The sequence below is a fragment of the Streptomyces sp. NBC_00576 genome, assembly GCF_036345175.1.
Lineage (GTDB): Bacteria > Actinomycetota > Actinomycetes > Streptomycetales > Streptomycetaceae > Streptomyces.
In genome coordinates this window covers 8,780,682-8,806,189 of record NZ_CP107780.1, presented here as the reverse complement: position 1 = coordinate 8,806,189, position 25,508 = coordinate 8,780,682, and the positions used below count along the sequence as shown (strand labels likewise).

The window sequence follows — 25,508 nt, the reverse complement described above, 5'->3', positions numbered from 1 at the left end:
CCGGGACTCCGGTTCGGGCGTTTCCAGAGCCTAGTTCACGCTCTGCAACGATCTGTGCGGAGCACGGCGGGCAGGTCGCCCGATCGGATCAGGCGATGGTCACACCGGGCTCGACGGGCGACCCAAGAGGGCGTCTCAGGCGTCGAAGGGCCGGGCCGGCCACGGCGCCTCGGCCGGACGCAGCGCGTCGAGTCCGTCGCCCTTCTCGGCCGCCACCAGCGAAAGGACGCCCACGACAAGGCAGTTGCTGTGCACTTCGCCGGCGAGGACGCCCCTGACGAGTTCGTCGACGGGCACGCGCGCGTACTCCATGTCGGCCTCCTCGTCCTCGACCTCGAAGCGCTGCCCCTCGGCCTCGGACAGATTCCGGGCCAGGAAGATCCGTACAGCCTCGTCGCACCCGCCCGCAGTGGGGTAGACGTCGGCCAGCACCCGCCAGTCCTCGGCCTTGACGTGCGCCTCCTCGTACAGCTCTCGCTGGGCGGCGTGCAGCGGATTCTCGCCAGGTACGTCGAGCAGGCCGGCCGGGATCTCCCAGAGCCGCTGCCGGACGGGGTGGCGGTACTGCCGGATCAGCAGGACCCGGCCTTCGTCGTCGAGGGCGACGATGCCCACGGAGCCGGGGTGGACCTGGTAGTCGCGGCCCACCACCGAGCCGTTGGGCATGACCACCTCGTCGGTGCGCACGGAGGTCTTGTTACCCACGAAGGGGGTCTCCGTCGCCCGGATCTCCCACTCCTCCGGAGTGTCCTTGATGGTGGTCATGTCGACTTGTCCTCCCGCATCCCGCATCCCGCCCGTACACAACGAACCGGCCCGAGAACCGGCCCAGGGACCGGTACAAGAAACCGGGGCACGCACCCCAAAAGGCACGCACCCCGGTCACCGTACAGCCCTTGCGCTACTTGCCCGTCTTGCGCTGGACGGCGGCCTTGACGAGGCCGGCGAAGAGCGGGTGGGGGCGGGTGGGCCGGGAGCGCAGCTCCGGGTGGGCCTGGGTGGCCACCAGGTAGGGGTGCACCTCACGCGGGTACTCGACGTACTCCACGAGCTTGCCGTCCGGGGAGGTGCCGGAGAACTGCAGACCGGCCTTCTTCTCCAGTTCGGCGCGGTAGCTGTTGTTGACCTCGTAGCGGTGCCGGTGGCGCTCCTCGACGTACTCCTTGCCGTCGTACACATCGCGCACGATGGAGCCCTCGGCGAGCTTGGCCGGGTACATGCCCAGGCGCATCGTGCCGCCCATGTCGCCGTCGCCCGCGACGATGTCGAGCTGCTCGGCCATCGTCGAGATGACCGGGTGGGCGGTGGCGGGGTCGAACTCGGTGGAGTTGGCGTCCTCGATGCCGGCCAGGTTGCGGGCCGCCTCGATGACGATGCACTGCAGGCCCAGGCACAGCCCCAGCAGCGGGATCTTGTGCTCGCGGGCGTACTGGATCGCGCCGACCTTGCCGGACACGCCACGGTCGCCGAAGCCGCCCGGGATACAGATCGCGTCCACGTCCCCCAGCTGCTTCTCGGCACCCGCGGGGGTCTTGCAGTCGTCCGAGGTGACCCACTTGATCTTCACGCGCGCGTGGTTGGCGAATCCGCCCGCGCGCAGCGCCTCGGTGACCGAGAGGTAGGCGTCGGGCAGGTCGATGTACTTGCCGACCAGGGCCAGGTTGATCTCGTGGGCGGGGTTGTGCACGCGGTCCAGGAGGTCGTCCCAGGTCGTCCAGTCCACGTCCCGGAAGGGCAGGTCCAGCTTGCGGACGACATAGGCGTCCAGGCCCTCGCGGTGCACGGTCTTGGGGATGTCGTAGATCGAGCGGGCGTCGGGACAGGCCACCACGGCGGCCTCGTCGACGTCGCACATCAGGGAGATCTTGCGCTTGATCGCGGTGGGGACCTCGCGGTCGCAGCGCAGCACGATCGCGTCCGGCTGGATACCGATGTTCCGCAGGGCGGCCACGCTGTGCTGGGTCGGCTTGGTCTTCAGCTCGCCGGAGGGGCCGATGTAGGGCAGCAGCGAGATGTGGACGACGAACACGTTGTCGCGGCCGACCTCGTGGCGGACCTGACGCACGGTCTCCAGGAAGGGCAGCGACTCGATGTCCCCGACCGTGCCGCCGACCTCGGTGATGACCACGTCGACCTCGTCGGTGGCCATCCGGCGGATGCGGTGCTTGATCTCGTTGGTGATGTGCGGGATGACCTGCACGGTGTCGCCCAGGTACTCGCCGCGCCGCTCCTTCGCGATCACCGTGGAGTAGATCTGGCCGGTGGTGACGTTGGCCGAGCCGTCGAGGTCGCGGTCGAGGAAACGCTCGTAGTGGCCGATGTCCAGGTCGGTCTCGGCGCCGTCGTGCGTGACGAACACCTCACCGTGCTGGAAGGGGTTCATCGTGCCGGGGTCGACGTTGAGGTACGGGTCGAGCTTCTGCATGACGACCCGCAGGCCGCGCGCCTTGAGGAGCATGCCGAGGCTGGAGGCCGTCAGCCCCTTGCCGAGCGAGGAGGCGACACCCCCGGTGACGAAGATGTGCTTGGTCGTCGTGGCTGAGCTGTTTCGGAAAGCAGCGGGTGTCATGGCCAAGGCGGGGCTCCCGTGGTCGCGGTCTGGGGTGCGTTACGGCCGCCCGGCCCGGAGCTTTCCGGGATTTCACTGGAGGAGCCGTCGCTGCGGTTCGGGGGTTTCCTGCCCACCGGTCCACGGGCTACCAGGGTATCAGCGACCCGGGGGCATGGCTTCCGGCCACGCTCCGCGCACACGCGAACACACATCCCGTACACGAGTCACCATCACCCTGTCCGGCGCTCACTCGAAACAGTGCCCGCTCACCCGAGCTTCACTCGTTCAGCGGACCCGGGTTGTCCAGAGCGGCACGCGGATCATCTGAGTGCGTCGTATGCTCCTCGGACACTCTCTGCCGAGCCCGACCGGCGACACGGCACCACCCCAGCCCGTAACCCCGGAACAACGAGAGCTCGTCAGTCCGTTGAGCAAAGATTGGTGTTTGCTTCACCGCTCAACGACGCTTGAACAACGAACCCTTGACCGCAAGAGCGAGACCCCCTTTTTTTCTTTCGGGGGCGACGTGGCCGTTCGACTGGAGTTGCACGTGGCCGGGCTCATCGAAGACTACGCACTCATCGGAGACATGCAGACCGCCGCGTTGGTCTGCCGGAACGGCACAGTCGACTGGCTGTGCCTGCCCCGCTTCGACTCCCATGCCGTCTTCGCGGGACTGCTCGGCACCGAGGAGCACGGCTTCTGGCGCCTCGGTCCCGCGCACGCGACGGACGCAGAACCCCCCGTGGCGGCCCGCCGCCGCTACCGGGGCGACTCGCTGATCCTCGAATCCGAGTGGGACACCCCGCGCGGCACGGTCAGAGTGACCGATTTCATGCCCCCTCGCGACGGCGCCCCACAGCTGATCCGCATCGTGGAGGGCGTCAGCGGGCGGGTCCCGATGCGCTCGGCCCTGCGGATGCGCTTCTCGTACGGCCGTGTCGTGCCGTGGGTGCACAAGCACGAGGGGCGGACGGTCGCCGTCGCGGGCCCCGACTCTGTGTGGTTCGACACCACCGCCGAGACGTACGGCAAGTCCCTGACGACGTACGCCGACTTCACGGTGGCACCGGGCGACCGGATCGCGTTCACCATCTCCTGGGAGCCCTCGCACAAGCAGCCGCCCCCGCTGCCCGAGCCGGAGCAGTCCCTCGACGCCACCGAGGAGTTCTGGCGCGAGTGGGTCGAGCAGTGCACGTACCACGGCCCCTACCGGGAGGCCGTCGTCCGCTCACTCATCACACTGAAGGCCCTGACGTACGCGCCGACCGGCGGCATCGTCGCCGCCCCCACCACCTCCCTCCCGGAGGACATCGGCGGCGTACGCAACTGGGACTACCGCTACACCTGGCTGCGCGACGCGGCCATCACCCTCTCCTCCCTGCTGCGCACCGGCTACCGCGACGAGGCCCGCGCCTGGCGCGAGTGGCTGCTGCGCGCGGTCGCCGGCGACCCGGAGAACCTGCAGATCATGTACGGCATCGCGGGCGAACGGGAGCTGGGCGAGGCCGAGTTGGACTGGCTGCCCGGCTACGAGAACTCGGGCCCCGTCCGGGTCGGCAACGGTGCCGCGCACCAGCTCCAGCTGGATGTGTACGGCGAGGTCACCGAGGCCCTGCACCTGGCCCACATGACGGGTCTGGCCCGCAACGACTACGCCTCCCTCCTCCAGCTGAAGCTGATCCGCTATCTGGAGCAGCACTGGGACGAGCCCGACGAGGGCATCTGGGAGGTGCGCGGTCCACGCCGGCACTTCGTGCACTCCAAGGTCATGGCCTGGGTCGCGGTGGACCGCACGATCAAGCTCATCGAGTCCGGCGACGCGGACGGCCCGCTGGAGAAGTGGCGCGAACTGCGCGACGACATCCACCGGGACGTGTGTGAGAAGGGTTACGACAAGGAGCGCAACACCTTCACACAGTCGTACGGCTCGAAGGAACTGGACGCCTCCCTGCTGCTGATCCCGCAGATGGGCTTCCTGCCTCCCGACGACAAGCGGGTGATCGGCACCATCGAAGCCATCCAGCGCGAACTGTCCACGTCGGACGGCTTCATCCTGCGCTACCCGACCTCGGGCAGCGACGAGAACCTCGACGGGCTGCCGGGCGACGAGGGCGCGTTCCTCGCCTGCTCGTTCTGGATGGCGGACGACCTCGCGATGATCGGCCGGGTCGACGAGGCCCGCAAGCTCTTCGAGAAGCTCCTCGACCTCCGCAACGACCTGGGCCTGCTGGCCGAGGAGTGGGACCCGCGTCTCAAGCGTCAGGTGGGCAACTTCCCGCAGGCCTTCAGCCACGTCCCGCTGATCGACACGGCTCTGAGGCTGACGGCTTCGGGGGCGTACGGCGGCTGAGCGCGACCGACGGGCCGCGTCCACCTAGTCTGGGAAGTACATAAAAGCCCCTTTTCGGAAGGCGGCGGCCATGGCTTCCCACTCGAAGGCGGGCGCGGCCCTTTCCGCGCTGCGCGAGGATCTGACCGGCGACGTGTTCGCCCCGGGGGATCCCGGGTACGACGACGCCCGAACCGTCTTCAACGCCATGATCGACCGGCGTCCGGCGGTGATCGCGCAGTGTGCGGACGAAGCCGACGTGGCCCGTTCCGTGCGCTTCGCCCGTGACCTGGATCTGCGCATCGCGGTGCGCGGCGGCGGCCACAGCGTGGCGGGCATGGCCCTGAACGACGGCGGTCTGGTGATCGACCTGCGCCGGATGCACGAGGTGACCGTCTATCGGTCGACGCAGTCGGTACGGGTCCAGGGCGGGGCCCTGATGAGCCACCTGGACCGGGCGACCCAGCCGTACGGGTTGGCGACCACCGGCGGGCGGGCCTCCACGACCGGGGTCGGCGGCTTCGTCCTGGGCGGTGGCAGCGGTTGGCTGGAGCGTTCCTGCGGTCTCGCCGTCGACAACCTCATCGGCGTCGGCCTGGTGACCGCCGACGGCAGCGCGGTGCACGCGAGCGCCGAGCAGCACCCGGAGCTGTTCTGGGCCCTGCACGGCGGCGGCGGAAACTTCGGCGTCGCCACCTCACTCACCCTCAAACTGCACGAACTGCCCGCGTTCTCCATCGCCCTCGTTCTCTACCTCCCGGAGTTCGGCCGCGAGGTGACGCGCACCTACCGCGACGTGATCGAGGCCGGCCCGGTCGAGGCGAGCGGCGGCGTCCTCTACCTCATGGGACCGCCCGAGGAGTTCGTACCGTCGCACCTGGTCGGACAGCTGCTGTGCGGGGCGCTGCTGGCGTACGCGGGCCCTGAGGAGGACATGCGCAAGCTCGCGGAACCGCTGCTGGCGCTGCCGCACGAGGCGGAGGTCGTCACCGCGATCCCGTACGCCGACTTCCAGTGCATGATCGACGATCCGCCCGGGATGCGGAACTACTGGTCGGCGGAGTACCTGACAGGCGCCCCCGACGACTTCGTGGCCGTGTTCTGCGCCGCCGGGAACTCCCTGCCGATGCCGACGGGCACCAAACACGTGCTCTTCCCGTACGGCGGCGCGGTCGCCGACGGCCCGTCCGAGTACCCCGTCCCCTACCGGGACGCCCCGTGGGCCGTCCACCCCTTCGGCATCTGGGAGGACCAGGCGGACGACATACGCTGCGTCCAGTGGGTCCACAACGTCCGTACCGCCGTCCGGCCGTGGAGCACCGGCGCGGTCTATCTCAACTTCATCGGCGACGAGGGCGCGGAGCGCGTGATCGCGGGCCTGGGCGCCGAGAACACGCGCCGGCTGGCGTCGGTGAAGCGCCAGTACGACCCGGACAACGTGTTCCGCTTCAATCACAACATCGTTCCGTCGTAGGCGAGCCGCGCGTACCGCTAATGGGCAGGTCGTCAGCCGTACGTAGGTGCGGGTAGCGTCCGCTGCATGGACAGCCGTGCGGACAGCCGTTACGAGACCCGGGGCGCCGGCATCACCGTGCAGCGGGCGCTCGAGCTGCCCGGGCTGCGCAGTGGGCTGCCGGAGATCCTGGCGGGCGCCGACCGGCTGGGGCGGACCGTGCGGTGGGTGCACGCGGGCGAGGTGCCGCACATCGCCTCGCTGCTCAAGGGCGGCGAGCTGCTCCTGACGACCGGGTACGGGCTCGGCACCCGCCCGGCCGAGCAGCGCGCGTTCGTCCGTACCCTCGCCGAGCGGGGCATCGCGGCGCTCGTCGTGGAGCTGGGCCCCCGCTTCACCCGGCTGCCCGCGGCCCTCGTGGAAACGGCCCGCTCGACCGGTCTCCCCCTGGTCCAGCTGCACCGCGAGGTGGCGTTCGTGGCCGTCACGGAGGAGATCCACACCGAGATCGTCAACGGCCACTACGCGCTGCTGCAGCGGGCCGAGGAGGTCCACCGGCGCTGCACGGAGGCCCTGCTGGGCGGCGGCGGTATCCCGCAGGTCCTCGGCATCCTGGCCGACTTCAGCGGCAACCCGGTGTTCCTGGAGACGACGGACGGCCAGCTCCTGTACGCAGCCGGAGCCGGCCCCGAGGGCGCCGACCCGCTCCAGGTGTGGGAGGGCCTGCGAGCCCAGCAGAAGGACGCGCCGCCTCCTGCCGGTGCCGTGCTCGTCGATGTCCCCGGGGGCGGCCCCGGCACCGGTTCGGTGCGCGCACGCCTGGTTCTGCTGCCCGTCCTCGAACCCCTTGCCCCCGTGCACCGCATCGCCGCCGAACGGGCTGCGGGCATCCTGGCCGTCGTCCTGATGCAGGCCCGCCAGGAGGAGGAACTGGCGGCGCGTGGCCGCGGCGACTTCCTCACCGATCTCGCCGAGGGCCGTATCGACGCGGAGGCGGCGCCCGCGCAGGCCCGCGTCCTCGGCTTCAAGCCCGGCACCGGCCCCCTGCTGCCGATGGTGATGCGGCTCGGCGACACGCTGTCCCCGGGGGGCGGCTGGGCGGTGCTGGCCCGCGCGGTCACGGAGGAGCTGGCGTCGGTGGGCGTGCCGGTGCTGCTGGGCGTACGGCCGGTCGAGGGGCGCGTGCCGCTGCTGGTGGCCCTGCGTACGGAGTCGGAGCGTCCGACGGTCGCCGACCGGGTCGCGGCGGCGCTGCGGGCGGGTGTGGAACGCGCCGGGATGCAACGCCCGGGCGCCCAGCCGCCGGTCGTCGTGGTCGGGGTCGCCGGCGGCTGGGCGGCGGCCTCTGCGAGCCTGCGCCACGCGGCGGAGACGGCGACGGCGGCCCAGGGCCTGCCGGACCGCCCCTGGTACGACGCCCGTCGGCTGGACATCGACCTGCTGCTGTGGCGCCTGCGCGACCAGCCGGACCTGGCGGCCTTCGTGGACCGCGCGATCGGCCCGCTGCGCACCCACGACCAGCGCTCCAAGCCGCCACTGCTGCCCACGCTGGAGACCTACTTGGCGCACGCGGGCCGCAAGGCGGAAACGGCCCGCGAACTCCACCTCAACCGCCAGACCCTCTACAACCGCCTCGCGAGGATCGGGGAGTTGCTCGGCACGGACCTGGACGACCCGCAGACGGTACTGGCACTGAGCCTGGCGCTACGGGCCCGCAGGCATGTGAGCTGACCGGCGGACAGACCTTCAGGTCAGCGGCCGCAGTTGCGTGAACTCGTCGTAGACACTCAGCACTTGGGCGACGGTCTCGTCCTCGGTGGGCCAGGTGCCGATCTGCCGGACGCCCCGCTCCTTGAGGTGTTCCCGGCGCTCCGGATCCCCGAGAAGCCGCACCACGGCCTCGCCGAGCGCCGCCGCGTCACCGTAGGGGACGAGTTCGGCCGCGTCCCCGACCAGCTCGGGAACGCCTCCCACGGCGGCCGCGATCAGTGGCACGCGCGCGTGGAGGGCTTCCTGGGCGAAAACGGAGCGCGACTCCCAACGGCTCGGCAGGAGTGCGAGATCGGCGGCAGTGAGCAGTTCGCTCACATCGTCACGCCGCCCGACGAGCCGGACCGGCAACCCCTCCTTCTCGATGCGGCCCTGCAACTCCGCCCGCAGCGGCCCCTCCCCCGCGATCACGAGGAGCGGCGCGGGATCGAGGCCACGCCACGCGCGTACGGCGTCCAGCAGGATGTCGTATCCCCGGTGCCGGTCGAGGGAGCCGACGGCCATGAGCAGCGGACGGTCCGCGGCACCGAGTTCGGCCCGTGTCTTGGACCGGTCGGACTCGTCCCACCCCATGGCCCCGCGCGGGGTGGGCAGCGCCACGGCGGACAGCCGGGCATCCCGGGCCCCGCGCCGTCTGGCCCGGTCCACGAGGTCGGAGGAGGTCCCGAGGACGACGGCGGCGGCCTTCACGACCCGCCGCTCCAGCACCCGCAGCAGATGGGCGCGCGGCCCTTCGACGTACGCGCGGTTGTGCCAGGTGACGACGAGCGGGGTACGGCGCCCGCTGAGCGCGAGGGCGGCCCGGAAGGAGGCGTGCAGCCCATGCGCGTGCACGAGGTCGGCGTTCGAACAGGCCGCGCGCAGCGCCGCCACCGAGCCGGGGTCGCTGCTGCGCGGAATGGGCACGTGTTCGGCACCGGCGCCGGTGAAGTCGTAGGCCTGGTCGGCATCGGAGGGGGCGCACACGCTCACGCGCACGCCCCTGGCGACGAGCCCCGCGGCCAGCGAACGCACGTGCGCGCTGCTGCCGGCGTTGCCGCCGCCGAGCACCTGCACGGTGCGCAGCGGTGACTGACCGTGCGGTGAGTGGCTGGTCACGTGGCCGGGGGCTCCTGGTTCAGCGTCGGGCGGTCACGAAGAAAGGACACGGACGAAACGTACAGAAGGTTTGGGCGGAAGGGGTGTACCGCGCGGCTTCCTCCGGGTACGGGGTATTCCGTGTTCCTTCAAGGATGCCAGTACGTACGGGTGTTCCGAACCATGGAGGAGTGGGTCGGGTCACTCACCCGGGTGAGAGAGACCCCACTAAACGTCAGCTGTTCGAACGTCAGCCGTCCGCCCGCGCTGCCGCCAGCAACTCCTCCGCATGTGCCCGCGCCGTCTCCGAGTCCTCCTGCCCGGCCAGCATCCGCGACAGCTCCCGTACCCGCTCCTCGCCCTCCAGTACCTTCACGCCCGACCGGGTCACCGACCCGTCGTTGGTCTTCTCCACCAGCAGCTGGCGGTCGGCGAACGCGGCGACCTGTGGCAAGTGCGTCACGACGACGACCTGCGCGCTCTTCGCCAGCTTGGCCAGGCGCCGGCCGATCTCCACGGCCGCCTTGCCGCCCACTCCGGCGTCGACCTCGTCGAACAGATAGGTGGGCACGGGATCGGTCCCCGCGAACACGACCTCCACGGCCAGCATCACGCGGGAGAGCTCACCCCCGGACGCGCCCTTGGCGATGGGCCGGGCGGGCGCCCCGGGGTGCGGGGCCAGCAGCAGCTCGACCTCGTCGGCACCGGAGGGCCCGTAGGCGACGGTACGTCCGTCGACCTCGACGCCCTCCGGGTCCTCGGTCTGGCGGATGTCGAACGACACGCGCGCGTGGGGCATGGCCAGCGAGGCCAGCTCGGCGGTCACGGCGGCCGCGAACCGCGAGGCGGCCTCCGTCCGCGCGTCCGTCAACGCCTGCGCCATCCCGCTCAGTTCGCCGCGCAGCGAGTCCCGCTCGGCGGTCAGCTCACCGATCCGCTCGTCGTCGCCGTCGAGTTCGAGCAGCCGCGCGGCGCTCTCCTCGGCCCAGGTGAGTACTCCGGCGACACCGGAGCCGTACTTCCGCGTCAGCGCGGTGAGCGCGGCCCGCCTTTCCTCGACGGCCGCCAGCCGCAGCGGATCGGCGTCCAGGTCGTCGGCGTACCCCGCCAGCTCCCCGGCGACGTCCCCGAGCAGGATGCCGACCTCACCGATCCGGTCGGCGAGCGCAGCCAGGGCGGAGTCGTGCGACCGTACGGACTCCAGGGCCCGATGGGCGCCCGCGACGAGCGTGGCGGCGTCGATGCCCTCGGGGTCCTCCGGGTTACCGGCGAGGGCGGCGTGGGCGACGGTCGCGGCCGAGGCCAGCGCCTCCGCGTGCCCGAGCCGCTCTGCCTCCTCGGCGAGCTCGGCGTCCTCACCGGCCCGCGGCTCCACAGCGGCGATCTCGTCGAGCCCGTACCGCAGCATGCCGGCTTCCTGGGCCCGTTCACGCGCGCGCGTGGTGATCTCGTCCAGCTCGTTCGCGACGGCCCGCAGCCGCCGGTACGCCTCCCCGTACTTGGTGAGCGGCGCGGAGACCGCGTCCCCCGCGTACCGGTCGAGCGCCGCCCGCTGCCGGGACAGCTTGAGCAGCCCCTGCTGGTCGGTCTGCCCGTGGACGGCCACCAGCTCGTCGGCCAGCTCGGCCAGCACACCCACAGGCACGGAACGCCCGCCCAGATGCGCCCGCGAACGTCCCTCCGCGGAAACGGTACGGCTGATGAGCAGCACCCCGTCATCGAGCTCGGCGCCCGCCTCCTCTGCCCGTACGACGGCCGACCCGCCCGGAGGCACGGAGATCCGCCCCTCCACGACCGCGTTCCTGGCCCCGATCCGCACCAACGCCGCATCAGCCCGCCCACCGAGCAGCAGCCCCAGGCTGGTCACGACCATGGTCTTACCCGCACCGGTCTCACCGGTCACGGCGGTAAAGCCTGGCGACAACTCGACGACCGCATCGTCGATGACGCCGAGCGACCGTATCCGCATCTCCTCCAACACGAACACGACCATACGAGGTCAGCCACCCCGTGTGCGACGCCCCCCACCTCGAAAGAGAGAACCCGCAGGTAACGAATGACAATCGGCCTTCACTTATCACCCAGGGGAGTGGAAGCGGCCCGATAGGGGCGCGGGGCTGTATCTGATGTGCGGCTCCGCCGCGTGGGCGCGAACAACCACAGCGCACCCGCACCCGCCAACGAGACCGAGCCACCCCCCACAAACCGCGCTAGTGAGGGGCCCCCCGCCACCCAGAAACAGGCAACGCGAACTTAGCCACAAGCCGGTCCGTGAACGAAGCATGATGCAGCCGAGCCAACCGAACCGGCACAGCCCCCCGCCGAACCTCCACCCGCGCCCCGGGCGGCAACTCGACAGTCCGCCGCCCGTCACACCACAACACACCCGGCGGAATGTGTGGCAGAACCTCCACAGCAAGCACAGAATCCGGCGACGTCACCAACGGCTTCGCGAACAGCGCATGCGCACTGATCGGCACCATCAGCAGCGCCTCCACCTCGGGCCACACCACAGGCCCACCGGCGGAGAACGCATAGGCGGTCGATCCAGTAGGCGTCGACAGACAAATGCCGTCACACCCGAACCCGGTGACCGGCCGCCCGTCGATCTCCAGCACGACCTCGAGCAACTTCTCCGCGGACACCTTCTGCACGGCCGCCTCGTTCAGCGCCCAGTCGGTGTGCACGATGTTCCCGTTCTGGTGGACAACGACGTCGATGGTCATCCGTTCCTCGACCTCGTACGCCTTCGTCACCACCCGGTCGACAACCTTGTCGAGGTCGTCACGCTCGGCCTCCGCGAGGAAGCCGACGCTGCCGAGGTTGACGCCGAGCATCGGCACCCCGGACGCCCGGGCGAACTCGGCGCCGCGCAGCAGCGTGCCGTCGCCGCCCAGCACGATGAGCAGCTCGCACCCGTCGAGGCACTGGGCGGTGGCCTCCTCGACCAGCTCCACCTCCGGCGGCAACGGCAGGTTGGCCGCCTCCGCCGCGAGCACCCGCACCCCGAGTCCAGAGCGCACCAGCCCCTGGACCACGAGTTCGGCACTTCTGATCGCGGCCGGCCGCCCGGTGTGGGCGAGCAGGAAAACAGTACGATCTCGGGTCTGAGTCAACGAGGCCCCTCCGCCACTGCACGGTCAACATCGGCCGGGTTGAGTTCAGGTGCGCCGGCCCGCAGCCACAGAAAGTACTCGACGTTCCCCGACGGCCCGGGCAGCGGGCTGGCGGTCACGCCCTGCACACCCAGCCCCAACCGCCCGGCACGGGCGGCAACTCCGCGTACCGCCTCGGCACGCAGTTCAGGACTGCGTACGACTCCTCCACTCCCCAGCCGTTCCTTCCCCACCTCGAACTGCGGCTTGACCATCATCACCAGGTCGGCATCAGGTGCCGCGCACCGCGCAAGGGCGGGCAGCACGAGACCGAGCGGGATGAAGGACAGATCCCCCACGACAAGATCCACTGGTTCCCCATCGATCGCTTCGAGCGTCAACTCGCGTACGTTCGTACGGTCCTTGACGGTGACGCGTTCATCGCTTTGGAGAGACCACGCGAGTTGTCCGTATCCCACGTCGACGGCGACGACGTGCACGGCACCGGCGCGCAGCAGCACGTCAGTGAATCCGCCGGTGGACGCGCCGGCGTCCAGCGCCCGCCGTCCACCGACCTTCAGCCCCTGCGGTACGAAGACCGCCAGGGCGCCCGCGAGCTTGTGGCCACCCCGGGAGACGTACTCGGGATCGCTGTCGTCGGCCACGACGACGATCGCGGCGGCGGTCTCCACCTGGGTGGCGGGCTTCGTCGCGACGGTCTTGCCGACGGTGACCCGCCCGGCGGCGATCAGCTGGCTCGCGTGCTCACGCGAGCGCGCGAGCTTCCGCCGCACCAGCTCGGCGTCAAGACGGCGGCGTGCCACTCCTGCCACGTTCGGTTCAGCTCCTGGGGTCGTACGTCGTCGGGGGCGCCGGAGGTCCCGGGCGGGCGTCGAGCGCGGTGAGCGCGTCGCGCAGCCCCCGGTGTACATCCTCGTACACCTCCACATGTCCGTCCGTGGCGAGGTGGTCGGCGTCACCGAGCCGGTCGAGCCGGGCGTCGACGTCCGCGTTGCCCGTGGCGGCGCGGGGAATGTTCAGCGGGGCCGGGGCGGCGGGGTCGGCCTCGGGTTCGACGGCCGCCGCCGGAGCCACGTCCAAACCCGCGTCCGAAGCCGAATCCGGAACCGGTGTCTCCTCCGGGCCCTCGGCCAGGGGCACTGAGTCGTTCATGCCCTGACGCTACCTCGAACCGCTGAGGTACCGTCGTTCGCGATGGCGACGATAGAGGAGTGCCGCAGCGCACTCGACAAGCTCTCGGACAACATGGCGGGCGCGAGCGGGGACGTACGCGAGGCGGCGGCCCTGGACCGCTCGCTGAGCTGCCATATCACCGATCTGGACGTCACCTTCGTGGGGCGGCTGCAAGGCGGCCGTATCGAGGTCCAGGACACCCTCCAGGGCCCGCCCAGGGAGAAGGCCGAGATCCGGCTCACCATGTCCGGCGACGACCTGCTGGCGATGGTCTCCGGCGAGCTGAACTTCGCGAAGGCCTGGGGCTCGGGCCGGGTGAAACTGGAGGCGGGCCTGCGGGACCTGTTCCGCCTCAGAAAACTTCTCTAGTCGCCCTCAGGAGGCTTCGGCAGTCGCCTTGGCACGGGCCTTGCGCGCGGCCGGCACCACCAGCGGCGTCCCCGTCTCCGGATCGTCGATGACCTGGCAGCGCAGCCCGAACACCTCCTCGACCAGCCCGGCCGTGACGATGTCGCCCGGCGCGCCCTCGGCGACGACCGAGCCCTCGCGCAGCGCGATGAGATGCGTGGCGTACCTGGCCGCGTGATTGAGGTCGTGCAGGACGGCGACCAGGGTTCGCCCCTGCTCCTCGTGCAGCTCGGCACAGAGGTCGAGGACGTCGATCTGGTGCTGGATGTCGAGATAGGTCGTCGGCTCGTCGAGCAGCAGCAGCGGTGTCTGCTGGGCGAGCGCCATCGCGATCCACACACGCTGGCGCTGGCCGCCGGAGAGTTCGTCGACATAGCGGTCGGCGAGTTCGGCGACGCCGGTCGACTCCATGGACTCCTGGACTGTCCGCTCGTCGTCGTGGGACCACTGGCGCAGGATGCCCTGGTGCGGGTAGCGGCCCCTGCCCACCAGGTCGGCGACGGTGATCCCGTCGGGCGCGATCGACGACTGGGGCAGCAGCCCGAGGGTCCGCGCGACCTTCTTCGCGGGCATCGACTGGATGACCTGCCCGTCGAGCAGCACCCGGCCCTCGCTCGGCTTCAGCATCCGCGACAGGGCCCGCAGCAGTGTGGACTTGCCGCAGGCGTTCGGGCCGACGATGACCGTGAAGGAGTTGTCGGGGATCTCCACCGACAACCGCTCGGCGATCACACGCTGGTCGTAGGCGAGGGTCACGCTCTCGGTGGACAGGCGGTTCACGGTGTCGGTGCCTTTCTTGACGCTCTCGTTCGCTGAGTCGCCGCTCACGGCCGACTCGTTCTCCGGGCCGCGCATATCCGGCCTGCTCGCAGTCGGCCTTCTCGCAGTCGGCCTGCTCATATCCGGCCCGCCTTCCGCTCGGTGACCAGCAGCCACAGCAGGTACACCCCACCGAGTACGCCGGTCACCACCCCCACGGGCAGCTGATCGGCGCCGAAGAGCCGCTGCGAGGCCCAGTCGGCCACGACCAGGAGGGTGGCGCCCATGCACATGGACGGCACCAGGTTCGGGCCCGGCGAGTGGGTCAGGCGCCGGGCAAGCTGCGGTGCGGTCAGCGCCACGAAGCCCACGGGACCGGCGGCGGCCGTGGCAGCCGCGGTGAGCAGCACGGCGGCCACCATCAGCACGAGCCGTACGCGCTCGACGGGCACCCCGAGGGCGTACGACACGTCGTCGCCCATCTCCGTCATCCGCAGCCCGCGAGCGTTCACGAGCACCACGGGTACGAGGATCGCGCACAGCCACAGCAGCGGCCGGACCTGGTCCCAGCCCCGCCCGTTGAGGGAGCCGGTCATCCACACGACCGCACGGGCCGCGTCGACGAGGTCGGCCTTGGTGATCAGGTAGCCGTTGACCGCCGTGACGACCGCGGAGACCCCGATACCGACGAGCACCAGCCGGTACCCGTGCACGCCCTGCTTCCAGGCGAGCAGATAGATGGCGAGCCCGGTCACCAGCCCGCCCACGAGCGCCCCGAGGGTGACCGCGCCGGCGCTCCCGGAGAACAGCACGATCATGACCAGCGCACCGGCCGTCGATCCCTGGCTCAGTCCCAGTACGTCCGGACTGCCCAGCGGATTACGGGAGATGGACTGGAACAGCGCGCCGCCCAACCCGAGCGAGGCCCCGACCAGCAGCCCGACCAGAACCCGCGGCAGCCGCAGCTGGTTGACGACGAACTCCTGGCCCGCGTTCCCGTCGCCGAACAGCGTCCTGAGTACGTCCCCGGCCGGGATCGGGAAGTCACCGGTACCGATCAGCACCACGCTCGCGGCGAGCGCAACCAGCAGCAGCGCCACGACGACGACCAGCGAGCGCACGTCCAGCCGGAGGGAGAGGCCGCCCGGCGTCCGTACGACACGGCCTGCCCGGCCTGTTGCCCGGGCGGGCCGGACAAGGTTGCTCTTCACAGCTGCGCCGTCCTCCGCCGTCGTACGAGAAAGATGAAGACCGGGCCGCCGATGACCGCGGTGACGATGCCGACCTGGAGTTCGGCAGGTCGGGCGACGATCCGGCCGATGACATCGGCGCCGAGCAGCAGCACCGGCGAGAGCACGGTCGCGTACGGCAGGATCCAGCGCAGGTCGGGGCCGGTGAAGGACCGTACGACGTGCGGGACCATCAGGCCCACGAAGACGATGGGACCGCAGGCGGCGGTCGCGGCCCCGCACAGCACGGTCGCCGCGGCCATGGACAGCGCGCGGGTGCGGGTCAGGTGGGCGCCGAGGGCGCGGGCGGTGTCGTCGCCCATCGCCACGGCGTTGAGCGGCCGGGCGAGCAGCAGCGCGAGGATCGTGCCGATCACGATGAACGGCAGGACCTGCGTGATGGTGTCGTCGGTGGCCGAGGCCAGCGAACCGACCGTCCAGAAGCGCATCCTGCTGAGCGCGGCGTCGTCCGTGATCATCACGGCCTGGAGATAGCCGTAGAGCGCGGCACTGATCGCGGTGCCGGCGAGTGCGAGCCGCACCGGCGTGGCCCCCCGACTGCCCCCGAGGAACCAGACGAGCGCTCCGACGGCGGCGGCCCCGAGGAAGGCGAACCACACATAGCCGCTCAGCGAGGTGACGCCGAAGAAGGTGATGGCGGTGACGACGGCGGCCGACGCGCCCGCGTTGATGCCGAGCAGCCCGGGGTCGGCCAGCGGATTGCGGGTCAGCGCCTGGAGAACGGCTCCGGACAGCCCGAGCGCGGCACCGGCCAGCAGTCCGAGGAGGGTACGTGAGACACGCTCGCCGACGACGACGTCGCCATAGGTCCCCGAGTCCTGGAACAGGCCGTGCCACACCTGTTCCAGGGACAGCTCTTTCGCGCCGATCGCGATGCTCGCGAGGGCGACGAGAAGCAGGATTCCCACGGAGACGAGGAGTCCAACGGCCCGTACCGCCTGACGTTTCGGGGGTGCGGGGGCGGTCTCCGCGCGCTGCTCAGGAGGACTGTCGATCAACACGAGATTAGGTTAGCCTACCCTCTGTTCAACCTCGTCGCCCGTCCACAAGGGCACCCCCGAGGCACGCGGTCCTCACAACCCCAGCCGCGCCAGCGCCTTCCCCGCGTCCAACGCGCACACGCCGTCCCCCGCCGCCGTCCAGGCCGCCGCGCACAGCGCGCGAAGCCCGTCGAGCGCCTCGCCGTCCCCTTCCAGCTCCAGCCGCTCCTCCCCTGCGGTCGCCGTCCATCCCCCGCACCGGAAACCGCCGCCCGCGTCCGTCTCCGTCACCTCCGGCTGCCCGGTCAGCAGCCCCCTCAGGTCGGCGTCGACATAGGTGGGCCGGTGCTGCGGCGGCGCGGCCAGCAGCTGTGCGCCGTCCGCCACGCCGGTCAGCACCAGCAGCGAGTCGACCTCCCCGTTGAACGCGCCCTCGATGTCCGTGTCCAGCCGGTCCCCGACGACCAGTGGCCGCTCGGCACCGGTCCGCAGCACCGTCTCCCGGTGCATCGGCGGCAACGGCTTGCCCGCCACCTGCGGTTCGGCACCGGTCGCGATGCGCACGACCTCCACCGCAGCCCCGTTGCCCGGCGCGATCCCGCGTGCGCTGGGGATCGTCAGGTCGGTGTTGGACGCGAACCAGGGCACCCCTCGCGCGATGGCGTAGCACGCCTCTGCGAACCGTCCCCAGGGCAACTCGGGCCCGCCGTACCCCTGGACGACCGCAACCGGCTCGTCCTCGGCCGAGTCGACGGGCTCGAGCCCGCGCTCGCGCAACGCGACCCGCAGCCCCTCACCGCCGATCACCAGCACGCGCGCCCCCGCCGGCACCTGGTCGGCGATCAGCCGGGCCACCGCCTGCGCCGAGGTGATGACGTCCGAGCCCTCCGTCGCTATGCCCAGCTCGGTGAGGTGCGCGGCCACCGCGGCCGGCGTCCGCAACGCGTTGTTGGTGACATAGGCGAGCCGCATTCCACCGTCCCGCGCGACCCCGAGCGACTCGACAGCGTGCACGATCGCGTTGCCCCCCGCGTACACCACCCCGTCGAGGTCGAGCAGCGCCGTGTCGTACGCCTCACTGAGGGCCCGCGCACTGCCCTCGGGCCGCGTCCTGACGGTCTGGCTCATTGTGCATCGCTCCTCGTTCTACCGGCTTTCCCCCGATCATCCCCCATGCCACTGACAGCCCTACGATGCACCAATGAACACTGCAGGTCCCGCGGACGTACCGGCTCGCATGGGCCTTCAACTGACCCCTTTCCGGGGCCTTCGCTACGACCCCGACCGGGTCGGCAGCCTGGCCGCCGTGACCTCGCCGCCGTACGACGTCATCGTGCGCCCCGACGGCCTGATACACCTCGAATCGGCCGACCCGCACAACATCGTCCGGCTGATCCTCCCCCAGGCGGCCACCCCGTCCATCCGAAACGAACAGGCCGCCGACACCCTGGACGACTGGCTGGCCGAGGGCATCCTGACCGCCGACCCCGAACCCGCCCTGTACGTCTACGAGCAGCGCGACACGACCGGCCACCTCCAGCGCGGGGTCATAGGCGCCCTGCGCCTGTCGGAGCCGTCGGAGGGCGTCGTCCTGCCGCACGAGGACGTCATGCCGCACGTGGTGGCGGAACGGGCGGCCCTGATGCGCGCCACCTACGCGAACCTGGAACCCCTCCTCCTGACCTACCGGAGCGACGACTCCGCCGCCGCGTCGCCGTGCACCACGAGCGCGGTGGTCGAACGCACGGCCGACCGCCCCCCGCTGCTCTCGACGACCACGGAGGACGGTTTCGGCCATCGTCTCTGGGCGGTCACCGACCCCACCGAACTGGCCGGGATCCAGACGGACCTGACCCATCACCAGGCCCTCATTGCCGACGGACACCACCGCTGGGCGACGTATCTGCGTCTACGCGCGGAGCACCCGTCCCCCAGTCCCTGGGACCACGGCCTGGTACTCCTCGTGGACACCGCCCGCTACCCCCTGCGCGTCCGCGCGATCCACCGCCTCCTGCACGGCCTCCCGGTCCCCGAGGCGCTGGCAGCCTTGGAGGGCCACTTCCGGGTACGTCACCTGGCGGTCCCACTCTCCGAGGCCCTCACCGCCCTCGCGGAGGCGACCACCGCGGGCAACGCCTTCCTCCTGGCCGGCGACGGCGCCTTCCACCTCGTGGACCGCCCGGACGAGGACCTCCTGGCCCGCACCATCCCGGCCGACCGCCCGCAGGCCTGGCGCACCCTGGACGCGACGGTCCTGCACGCCACGCTCCTTTCCCACATCTGGCACATCCCCGAGGACTCACCGGCGCGCATCGCGTACATCCACGACACCGCGGCAACCGTGGAGAAGGCGGAACAGGACGGCGGTACGGCCGTCCTGATGCACCCGGTCCGCGAGGAGGTCGTACGCGACCTCGCCCGCCAGGGCGTCACGATGCCCCGCAAATCGACGTCCTTCGGCCCCAAACCGGCCTCGGGCCTGGTCCTGCGCACCTTGGCGCACTGAAACGCAGAAGGGCGGGACCCCGACCGGGATCCCGCCCTTACCGCTTACCGCAATCGCAGGTCAGCGCTCGTCGCCCACGACGTCGTCCGAAGCACCATCGTGGCTGTCGCCGCTGTCGCCGCCGACGACGGTTTCAGCCGATTCAACAGTCGCGATCGTCTCGCGGGACTCGGTCTCGGTCTCGGTCTCGACAGACTCGACGCCCTTGTCATCAAGGTCGCCTCCGTCCTCAACCTCAACCTCGACCTCATCCGCGTCCTCGTTCTCGTCGAAGGCGTCGACGAACTCCACGCCGTCGAGCTCGGCGAGCCGGTCCGAGGCGTTCGTGCTGCCGTCCTTGTCGGACTCGATAGCCTTGGCGAACCACTCCCGCGCCTCGTCCTCACGCCCGGCGGCCAACAGCGCGTCGGCGTACGCGTACCGCAGTCGCGCGGTCCACGGCTGTACGGAGTTGGAGGCCAACTCGGGGCTCTGCAGGGTCACGATGGCTGCGTCGAGCTGATCCATGTCACGCCGGGCGCCGGCCGCGACGAGCCGCATCTCGACCTGCCCGGCCTTGTCCAGCTTGTGCACCTCGGGCGCCCCGGCCATGTCGAGCGCCTTCTCGGGCCGCCCGAGTCCACGCTCGCAGTCGGCCATGACAGGCCACAGATCGACGTTCCCCGTCATCCGCCGCGCCGCACGGAACTCGGCCAGCGCCTCGCTGTACTTCTGGGTCGCGTACGCGGCGAACCCGGCCGCCTCTCGTACGGCGGCCACGCGCGAAGCCAGTCGCAGAGCCACCCGCGAGTACCCGTAAGCACCCTCGGGGTCCTCGTCGATGAGCCGGGCGACCATCACCAGGTTCTTGGAGACCTCCTCAGCCAGCCCCTTGGGCAGGCTCATGAGCTCCTGGCGTACGTCCTTGTCGATCTCGTCGCCCGTGACGTCCTCGGGGATCGGCAGCCGCTTGATCGGCTCCCGATCCCGGTCACGCTCGTCACGGAACCCGCCACCACGCCGGTCATCGCCCCGACTGTCGTCACGTCCTCGGTATCCGCCGCCGCCTGCGGGCCGACTGCCACGGTCGTCACGCCCACGGAAGCCACCGCCCGCAGGACGGCCACCGCGGTCGTCACTGCGGCCACGGAACCCACCGCGGTCATCATCACGGCGGACGAAGCCGCCGCGGTCACCGCCACCACCACGGTTGTCGTCGCGACGGAACCCGCCGCCACCACCGGCCGGACGGCCACCACGGTCATCCTGACGGTCGTCCCGACGGGCAAAACCACCCCCGGCAGGACGGCCACCACGGTCGTCACTGCGCCCACGGAACCCACCGCGGTCATCATCACGACGGACAAAGCCCCCGCGGTCACCACGATTGTCGTCCCGGCCACGGCTGTCGTCCCGACGGAAAGCAGGACGGTCCCCTCGGCTGTCGTCACGTCCACGGAACCCGCCGCCTCCGGCAGGACTGCCACCGCGGTCATCATCACGGCGGACGAAGCCGCCGCGGTCACCGCCACCACCACGGTTGTCGTCGCGACGGAACCCGCCGCCACCGCCGGCCGGACGGCCACCACGGTCATCCTGACGGTCGTCCCGACGGGCAAAACCACCCCCGGCAGGACGGCCACCACGGTCGTCACTGCGCCCACGGAACCCACCACGATCATCATCACGACGGAAGCCGGAACGCTCTCCGTCCCGGCGGTCATCACGTCGGTCGTCGCGACGGGGGGCTGCCGGTCGGTCGTCACGCCCACGGAAGCCACCGCCCGCAGGACGGCCACCGCGGTCGTCACTGCGGCCACGGAACCCACCGCGGTCATCATCACGGCGGACGAAGCCGCCGCGGTCACCGCCACCACCACGGTTGTCGTCGCGACGGAACCCGCCGCCACCACCGGCCGGACGGCCACCACGGTCATCCTGACGGTCGTCCCGACGGGCAAAACCACCCCCGGCAGGACGGCCACCACGGTCGTCACTGCGCCCACGGAACCCACCGCGGTCATCATCACGACGGACAAAGCCCCCGCGGTCACCACGATTGTCGTCCCGGCCACGGCTGTCGTCCCGACGGAAAGCAGGACGGTCCCCTCGGTCGTCGCGACGGGGTCCCGCCGGACGGTCCGACCGCTCCGGTCGGTCCGAACGGTCGTCACGCCGGAAAGCGGGACGAGCACCACGGTCTCCGTCGCGACGGTCATCGCGGCGCGCAGGACCACCACGCTCACCACGGTTGTCGTCTCGGCGGAAACCACCGCCGGCGGGCCGCTCACCCCGGTCGTCACGACGGGGGGCCGCCGGCCGGTCGTCACGGCGCCCGTAACCACCCGTTGGGCGGCCACCACGGTCGGAACCACCACGGTCGTCGCGGCGATCATTGTCGCGGCGCGGTGCCCCTCGGTACCCGCCGCGGTCGCCGCGGTCACCACTGTCCCGGCGGCGCTGGTCGCGCTCCGGGCGCTCATCGGGAGAGTTGGTGGACATGATGGGTGACTCCTGTCTTCGGTACCGCAAGTCATTCTCGCGCAGCCGACTAGCCGGCGCGCTCCGGGCGCTGTGCTCGTTTAAAGCACGTTGAAAAACAAAAGGACCCCTGGTTCCAGCGTGAACGCTGGGACCAGGGGTCCTCCAAAGATTGTTCGGCGGCGTCCTACTCTCCCACAGGGTCCCCCCTGCAGTACCATCGGCGCTGAAAGGCTTAGCTTCCGGGTTCGAAATGTAACCGGGCGTTTCCCTCACGCTATGACCACCGAAACCCTATTGGTTTCGAGCGAACAAGCACACTCTTCAGTTAGATGTTCTGCTCAAAAGCCGACAACGGTCGTTGTCTCAGAACTAACACAGTGGACGCGAGCAACTGAGGACAAGCCCTCGGCCTATTAGTACCAGTCACCTCCACCCGTTGCCGGGCTTCCAGATCTGGCCTATCAACCCAGTCGTCTACTGGGAGCCTTACCCCATCTAGTGGGTGGGAACACTCATCTCGAAGCAGGCTTCCCGCTTAGATGCTTTCAGCGGTTATCCCTCCCGAACGTAGCCAACCAGCCATGCCCTTGGCAGGACAACTGGCACACCAGAGGTTCGTCCGTCCCGGTCCTCTCGTACTAGGGACAGCCCTTCTCAATGTTCCTGCGCGCGCAGCGGATAGGGACCGAACTGTCTCACGACGTTCTAAACCCAGCTCGCGTACCGCTTTAATGGGCGAACAGCCCAACCCTTGGGACCGACTCCAGCCCCAGGATGCGACGAGCCGACATCGAGGTGCCAAACCATCCCGTCGATATGGACTCTTGGGGAAGATCAGCCTGTTATCCCCGGGGTACCTTTTATCCGTTGAGCGACGGCGCTTCCACAAGCCACCGCCGGATCACTAGTCCCGACTTTCGTCCCTGCTCGACCCGTCGGTCTCACAGTCAAGCTCCCTTGTGCACTTACACTCAACACCTGATTGCCAACCAGGCTGAGGGAACCTTTGGGCGCCTCCGTTACTCTTTAGGAGGCAACCGCCCCAGTTAAACTACCCATCAGACACTGTCCCTGATCCGGATCACGGACCCAGGTTAGACATCCAGCACGACCAGACTGGTATTTCAACGACGACTCCACAAACACTGGCGTGCCCGCTTCAAAGTCTCCCAGCTATCCTACACAAGCCGAACCGAACACCAATATCAAACTATAGTAAAGGTCCCGGGGTCTTTCCGTCCTGCTGCGCGAAACGAGCATCTTTACTCGTAGTGCAATTTCACCGGGCCTATGGTTGAGACAGTCGAGAAGTCGTTACGCCATTCGTGCAGGTCGGAACTTACCCGACAAGGAATTTCGCTACCTTAGGATGGTTATAGTTACCACCGCCGTTTACTGGCGCTTAAGTTCTCAGCTTCGCCACCCCGAAGAGTGACTAACCGGTCCCCTTAACGTTCCAGCACCGGGCAGGCGTCAGTCCGTATACATCGCCTTACGGCTTCGCACGGACCTGTGTTTTTAGTAAACAGTCGCTTCTCGCTGGTCTCTGCGGCCACCCCCAGCTCATGAAGTAAATTCAATCACCGGTGATGGCCCCCCTTCTCCCGAAGTTACGGGGGCATTTTGCCGAGTTCCTTAACCATAGTTCACCCGAACGCCTCGGTATTCTCTACCTGACCACCTGAGTCGGTTTAGGGTACGGGCCGCCATGAAACTCGCTAGAGGCTTTTCTCGACAGCATAGGATCATCCACTTCACCACAATCGGCTCGGCATCAGGTCTCAGACTCATGATGTGCGGATTTGCCTACACACCGTCCTACACCCTTACCCCGGGACAACCACCGCCCGGGATGGACTACCTTCCTGCGTCACCCCATCACTCACCTACTGCAGGTCTGGTCCGCCGGCTCCACCACTCCCCCTTGCCCGAAGGCTCCGGGGCGGCTTCACGGACTTAGCATCGCCTGGTTCAATGTTTGACGCTTCACAGCGGGTACCGGAATATCAACCGGTTATCCATCGACTACGCCTGTCGGCCTCGCCTTAGGTCCCGACTTACCCTGGGCAGATCAGCTTGACCCAGGAACCCTTAGTCAATCGGCGCACACGTTTCCCACGTGTGTATCGCTACTCATGCCTGCATTCTCACTCGTGAACCGTCCACCACTAGCTTCCGCTGCAGCTTCACCCGGCACACGACGCTCCCCTACCCATCCATACTCCCGTTGGGGATATGTGTATGAATGACACGACTTCGGCGGTACGCTTGAGCCCCGCTACATTGTCGGCGCGGAATCACTAGACCAGTGAGCTATTACGCACTCTTTCAAGGGTGGCTGCTTCTAAGCCAACCTCCTGGTTGTCTGTGCGACTCCACATCCTTTCCCACTTAGCGTACGCTTAGGGGCCTTAGTCGATGCTCTGGGCTGTTTCCCTCTCGACCATGGAGCTTATCCCCCACAGTCTCACTGCCGTGCTCTCACTTACCGGCATTCGGAGTTTGGCTAAGGTCAGTAACCCGGTAGGGCCCATCGCCTATCCAGTGCTCTACCTCCGGCAAGAAACACACGACGCTGCACCTAAATGCATTTCGGGGAGAACCAGCTATCACGGAGTTTGATTGGCCTTTCACCCCTAACCACAGGTCATCCCCCAGGTTTTCAACCCTGGTGGGTTCGGTCCTCCACGAAGTCTTACCTCCGCTTCAACCTGCCCATGGCTAGATCACTCCGCTTCGGGTCTTGAGCGCGCTACTAAAACGCCCTATTCGGACTCGCTTTCGCTACGGCTTCCCCACACGGGTTAACCTCGCAACACACCGCAAACTCGCAGGCTCATTCTTCAAAAGGCACGCAGTCACGACTGTATGTGCAAGCACATACAGCGACGCTCCCACGGCTTGTAGGCACACGGTTTCAGGTACTATTTCACTCCGCTCCCGCGGTACTTTTCACCATTCCCTCACGGTACTATCCGCTATCGGTCACCAGGGAATATTTAGGCTTAACGGGTGGTCCCGCCAGATTCACACGGGATTTCTCGGGCCCCGTGCTACTTGGGTGTCTCTCAAACGAGCCGTTAATGTTTCGACTACGGGGGTCTTACCCTCTACGCCGGACCTTTCGCATGTCCTTCGCCTACATCAACGGTTTCTGACTCGTCTCACGGCCGGCAGACCGTGAAAGAGAGATCCCACAACCCCGCACACGCAACCCCTGCCGGGTCTCACACGTATACGGTTTGGCCTCATCCGGTTTCGCTCGCCACTACTCCCGGAATCACGGTTGTTTTCTCTTCCTGCGGGTACTGAGATGTTTCACTTCCCCGCGTTCCCTCCACACACCCTATGTGTTCAGATGTGGGTGACAGCCCATGACGACTGCCGGGTTTCCCCATTCGGAAACCCCCGGATCAAAGCCTGGTTGACGACTCCCCGGGGACTATCGTGGCCTCCCACGTCCTTCATCGGTTCCTGGTGCCAAGGCATCCACCGTGCGCCCTTAAAAACTTGGCCACAGATGCTCGCGTCCACTGTGCAGTTCTCAAACAACGACCAACCACCCGTCACAACCCGCCGAAGCAGATCTTTACCGGGGCCGGCACTGAAGGCAGCCGTTACCGGCCGTACCCTCAGACACCCAACAGCGTGCCCGACCCGTCCCCGCCCG

Annotated in this window: 18 protein-coding genes and 2 rRNA genes; 5 read left to right on the top strand and 15 right to left on the bottom strand. The window is 68.9% G+C overall.

The window, feature by feature from the left end:
• Window positions 1-135 precede the first annotated feature (135 nt).
• Together OG734_RS38375 and OG734_RS38370 are read right to left on the bottom strand one after the other, a co-directional pair.
• On the bottom strand, window positions 136-765 hold the full coding sequence (locus OG734_RS38375) for an NUDIX hydrolase (RefSeq protein WP_330292019.1): 630 nt from the start codon (window positions 763-765) through the stop codon (window positions 136-138).
• Between the two features lie 136 nt (window positions 766-901).
• Entirely contained in the window at window positions 902-2,569 is a 1,668-nt protein-coding gene (locus tag OG734_RS38370; RefSeq protein WP_330292018.1) for a CTP synthase, read from the bottom strand.
• A gap of 532 nt (window positions 2,570-3,101) precedes the next feature.
• Between OG734_RS38370 and OG734_RS38365 the strand changes: the two genes are divergently transcribed.
• The 3 genes from OG734_RS38365 to OG734_RS38355 all read left to right on the top strand — a co-directional run bounded on the left by OG734_RS38365 (window position 3,102) and on the right by OG734_RS38355 (window position 8,067).
• Window positions 3,102-4,904 (top strand): glycoside hydrolase family 15 protein, encoded by a 1,803-nt coding sequence (locus tag OG734_RS38365; protein WP_330293943.1) that lies wholly within the window; start codon window positions 3,102-3,104, stop codon window positions 4,902-4,904.
• Window positions 4,905-4,974: 70 nt separating this feature from the next.
• Complete coding sequence (locus tag OG734_RS38360) at window positions 4,975-6,357, top strand: FAD-binding oxidoreductase (protein ID WP_330292017.1); 1,383 nt, start codon at window positions 4,975-4,977, stop codon at window positions 6,355-6,357.
• A 66-nt stretch (window positions 6,358-6,423) separates the two neighbouring features.
• Complete coding sequence (locus OG734_RS38355) at window positions 6,424-8,067, top strand: PucR family transcriptional regulator (protein ID WP_330292016.1); 1,644 nt, start codon at window positions 6,424-6,426, stop codon at window positions 8,065-8,067.
• Between the two features lie 15 nt (window positions 8,068-8,082).
• Here OG734_RS38355 and OG734_RS38350 read toward each other — a convergent pair whose 3' ends face one another.
• From OG734_RS38350 to OG734_RS38330, 5 genes are all read right to left on the bottom strand, one after another.
• Complete coding sequence (locus OG734_RS38350; RefSeq protein ID WP_330292015.1) at window positions 8,083-9,204, bottom strand: glycosyltransferase family 4 protein; 1,122 nt, start codon at window positions 9,202-9,204, stop codon at window positions 8,083-8,085.
• A 229-nt stretch (window positions 9,205-9,433) separates the two neighbouring features.
• Complete coding sequence (gene recN, locus OG734_RS38345) at window positions 9,434-11,176, bottom strand: DNA repair protein RecN (RefSeq protein WP_330292014.1); 1,743 nt, start codon at window positions 11,174-11,176, stop codon at window positions 9,434-9,436.
• Window positions 11,177-11,393: 217 nt separating this feature from the next.
• Window positions 11,394-12,299: an NAD kinase gene (locus OG734_RS38340; protein ID WP_327693933.1), complete on the bottom strand. Its 906-nt coding sequence runs from the start codon at window positions 12,297-12,299 to the stop codon at window positions 11,394-11,396.
• Entirely contained in the window at window positions 12,296-13,111 is an 816-nt protein-coding gene (locus OG734_RS38335) for a TlyA family RNA methyltransferase (RefSeq protein ID WP_330292013.1), read from the bottom strand. Before OG734_RS38335 ends, OG734_RS38340 begins: the two co-directional genes overlap by 4 nt.
• Before the next feature lie 7 nt (window positions 13,112-13,118).
• On the bottom strand, window positions 13,119-13,451 hold the full coding sequence (locus OG734_RS38330) for a hypothetical protein (protein WP_330292012.1): 333 nt from the start codon (window positions 13,449-13,451) through the stop codon (window positions 13,119-13,121).
• 42 nt (window positions 13,452-13,493) lie between these two features.
• Between OG734_RS38330 and OG734_RS38325 the strand changes: the two genes are divergently transcribed.
• Complete coding sequence (locus OG734_RS38325) at window positions 13,494-13,841, top strand: SCP2 sterol-binding domain-containing protein (protein WP_330292011.1); 348 nt, start codon at window positions 13,494-13,496, stop codon at window positions 13,839-13,841.
• Between the two features lie 6 nt (window positions 13,842-13,847).
• Here the strand turns inward: OG734_RS38325 and OG734_RS38320 are convergent, their stop codons facing one another.
• The 4 genes from OG734_RS38320 to OG734_RS38305 form a co-directional block, all read right to left on the bottom strand.
• Window positions 13,848-14,708: an ABC transporter ATP-binding protein gene (locus OG734_RS38320; protein WP_330292010.1), complete on the bottom strand. Its 861-nt coding sequence runs from the start codon at window positions 14,706-14,708 to the stop codon at window positions 13,848-13,850.
• A 68-nt stretch (window positions 14,709-14,776) separates the two neighbouring features.
• Complete coding sequence (locus OG734_RS38315; RefSeq protein ID WP_330292009.1) at window positions 14,777-15,850, bottom strand: FecCD family ABC transporter permease; 1,074 nt, start codon at window positions 15,848-15,850, stop codon at window positions 14,777-14,779.
• The gene (locus tag OG734_RS38310; RefSeq protein WP_330292008.1) at window positions 15,847-16,890 is read right to left on the bottom strand and encodes a FecCD family ABC transporter permease; all 1,044 of its coding nucleotides are present in this window, start codon (window positions 16,888-16,890) and stop codon (window positions 15,847-15,849) included. Before OG734_RS38310 ends, OG734_RS38315 begins: the two co-directional genes overlap by 4 nt.
• A 72-nt stretch (window positions 16,891-16,962) precedes the next feature.
• Window positions 16,963-17,997, bottom strand: coding sequence for an HAD hydrolase-like protein (locus tag OG734_RS38305; protein ID WP_330292007.1), 1,035 nt, complete (start codon window positions 17,995-17,997; stop codon window positions 16,963-16,965).
• 73 nt (window positions 17,998-18,070) lie between these two features.
• Here OG734_RS38305 and OG734_RS38300 point away from each other — a divergent pair, with 73 nt between their 5' ends.
• A complete protein-coding gene (locus OG734_RS38300) occupies window positions 18,071-19,375 on the top strand; it encodes a DUF1015 domain-containing protein (RefSeq protein ID WP_330292006.1) in 1,305 nt (434 codons plus the stop codon).
• A gap of 60 nt (window positions 19,376-19,435) precedes the next feature.
• Here OG734_RS38300 and OG734_RS38295 read toward each other — a convergent pair whose 3' ends face one another.
• The 4 genes from OG734_RS38295 to OG734_RS38280 all read right to left on the bottom strand — a co-directional run bounded on the left by OG734_RS38295 (window position 19,436) and on the right by OG734_RS38280 (window position 25,354).
• Window positions 19,436-20,260: a hypothetical protein gene (locus tag OG734_RS38295; protein ID WP_330293942.1), complete on the bottom strand. Its 825-nt coding sequence runs from the start codon at window positions 20,258-20,260 to the stop codon at window positions 19,436-19,438.
• Window positions 20,257-21,837, bottom strand: coding sequence for a hypothetical protein (locus tag OG734_RS38290; RefSeq protein WP_443064989.1), 1,581 nt, complete (start codon window positions 21,835-21,837; stop codon window positions 20,257-20,259). The genes OG734_RS38295 and OG734_RS38290 overlap by 4 nt, the downstream gene beginning before the upstream one ends.
• A gap of 172 nt (window positions 21,838-22,009) precedes the next feature.
• Window positions 22,010-22,126 (bottom strand): 5S ribosomal RNA (gene rrf, locus OG734_RS38285).
• A gap of 105 nt (window positions 22,127-22,231) precedes the next feature.
• Window positions 22,232-25,354 (bottom strand): 23S ribosomal RNA (locus OG734_RS38280).
• Window positions 25,355-25,508: the final 154 nt, after the last annotated feature.

Coding starts and splice junctions, on each gene's coding strand:
- OG734_RS38330 (WP_330292012.1), bottom strand. CDS start 13,451: ATGAACGACTCAGTGCCCCTGGCCGAGGGCCCGGAGGAGACACCGGTT.
- OG734_RS38325 (WP_330292011.1), top strand. CDS start 13,494: ATGGCGACGATAGAGGAGTGCCGCAGCGCACTCGACAAGCTCTCGGAC.
- OG734_RS38360 (WP_330292017.1), top strand. CDS start 4,975: ATGGCTTCCCACTCGAAGGCGGGCGCGGCCCTTTCCGCGCTGCGCGAG.
- OG734_RS38290 (WP_443064989.1), bottom strand. CDS start 21,837: ATGAGCGCCCGGAGCGCGACCAGCGCCGCCGGGACAGTGGTGACCGCG.
- OG734_RS38295 (WP_330293942.1), bottom strand. CDS start 20,260: ATGAGCCTGCCCAAGGGGCTGGCTGAGGAGGTCTCCAAGAACCTGGTG.
- recN (WP_330292014.1), bottom strand. CDS start 11,176: ATGGTCGTGTTCGTGTTGGAGGAGATGCGGATACGGTCGCTCGGCGTC.
- OG734_RS38300 (WP_330292006.1), top strand. CDS start 18,071: ATGAACACTGCAGGTCCCGCGGACGTACCGGCTCGCATGGGCCTTCAA.
- OG734_RS38305 (WP_330292007.1), bottom strand. CDS start 17,997: ATGAGCCAGACCGTCAGGACGCGGCCCGAGGGCAGTGCGCGGGCCCTC.
- OG734_RS38375 (WP_330292019.1), bottom strand. CDS start 765: ATGACCACCATCAAGGACACTCCGGAGGAGTGGGAGATCCGGGCGACG.
- OG734_RS38370 (WP_330292018.1), bottom strand. CDS start 2,569: ATGACACCCGCTGCTTTCCGAAACAGCTCAGCCACGACGACCAAGCAC.
- OG734_RS38355 (WP_330292016.1), top strand. CDS start 6,424: ATGGACAGCCGTGCGGACAGCCGTTACGAGACCCGGGGCGCCGGCATC.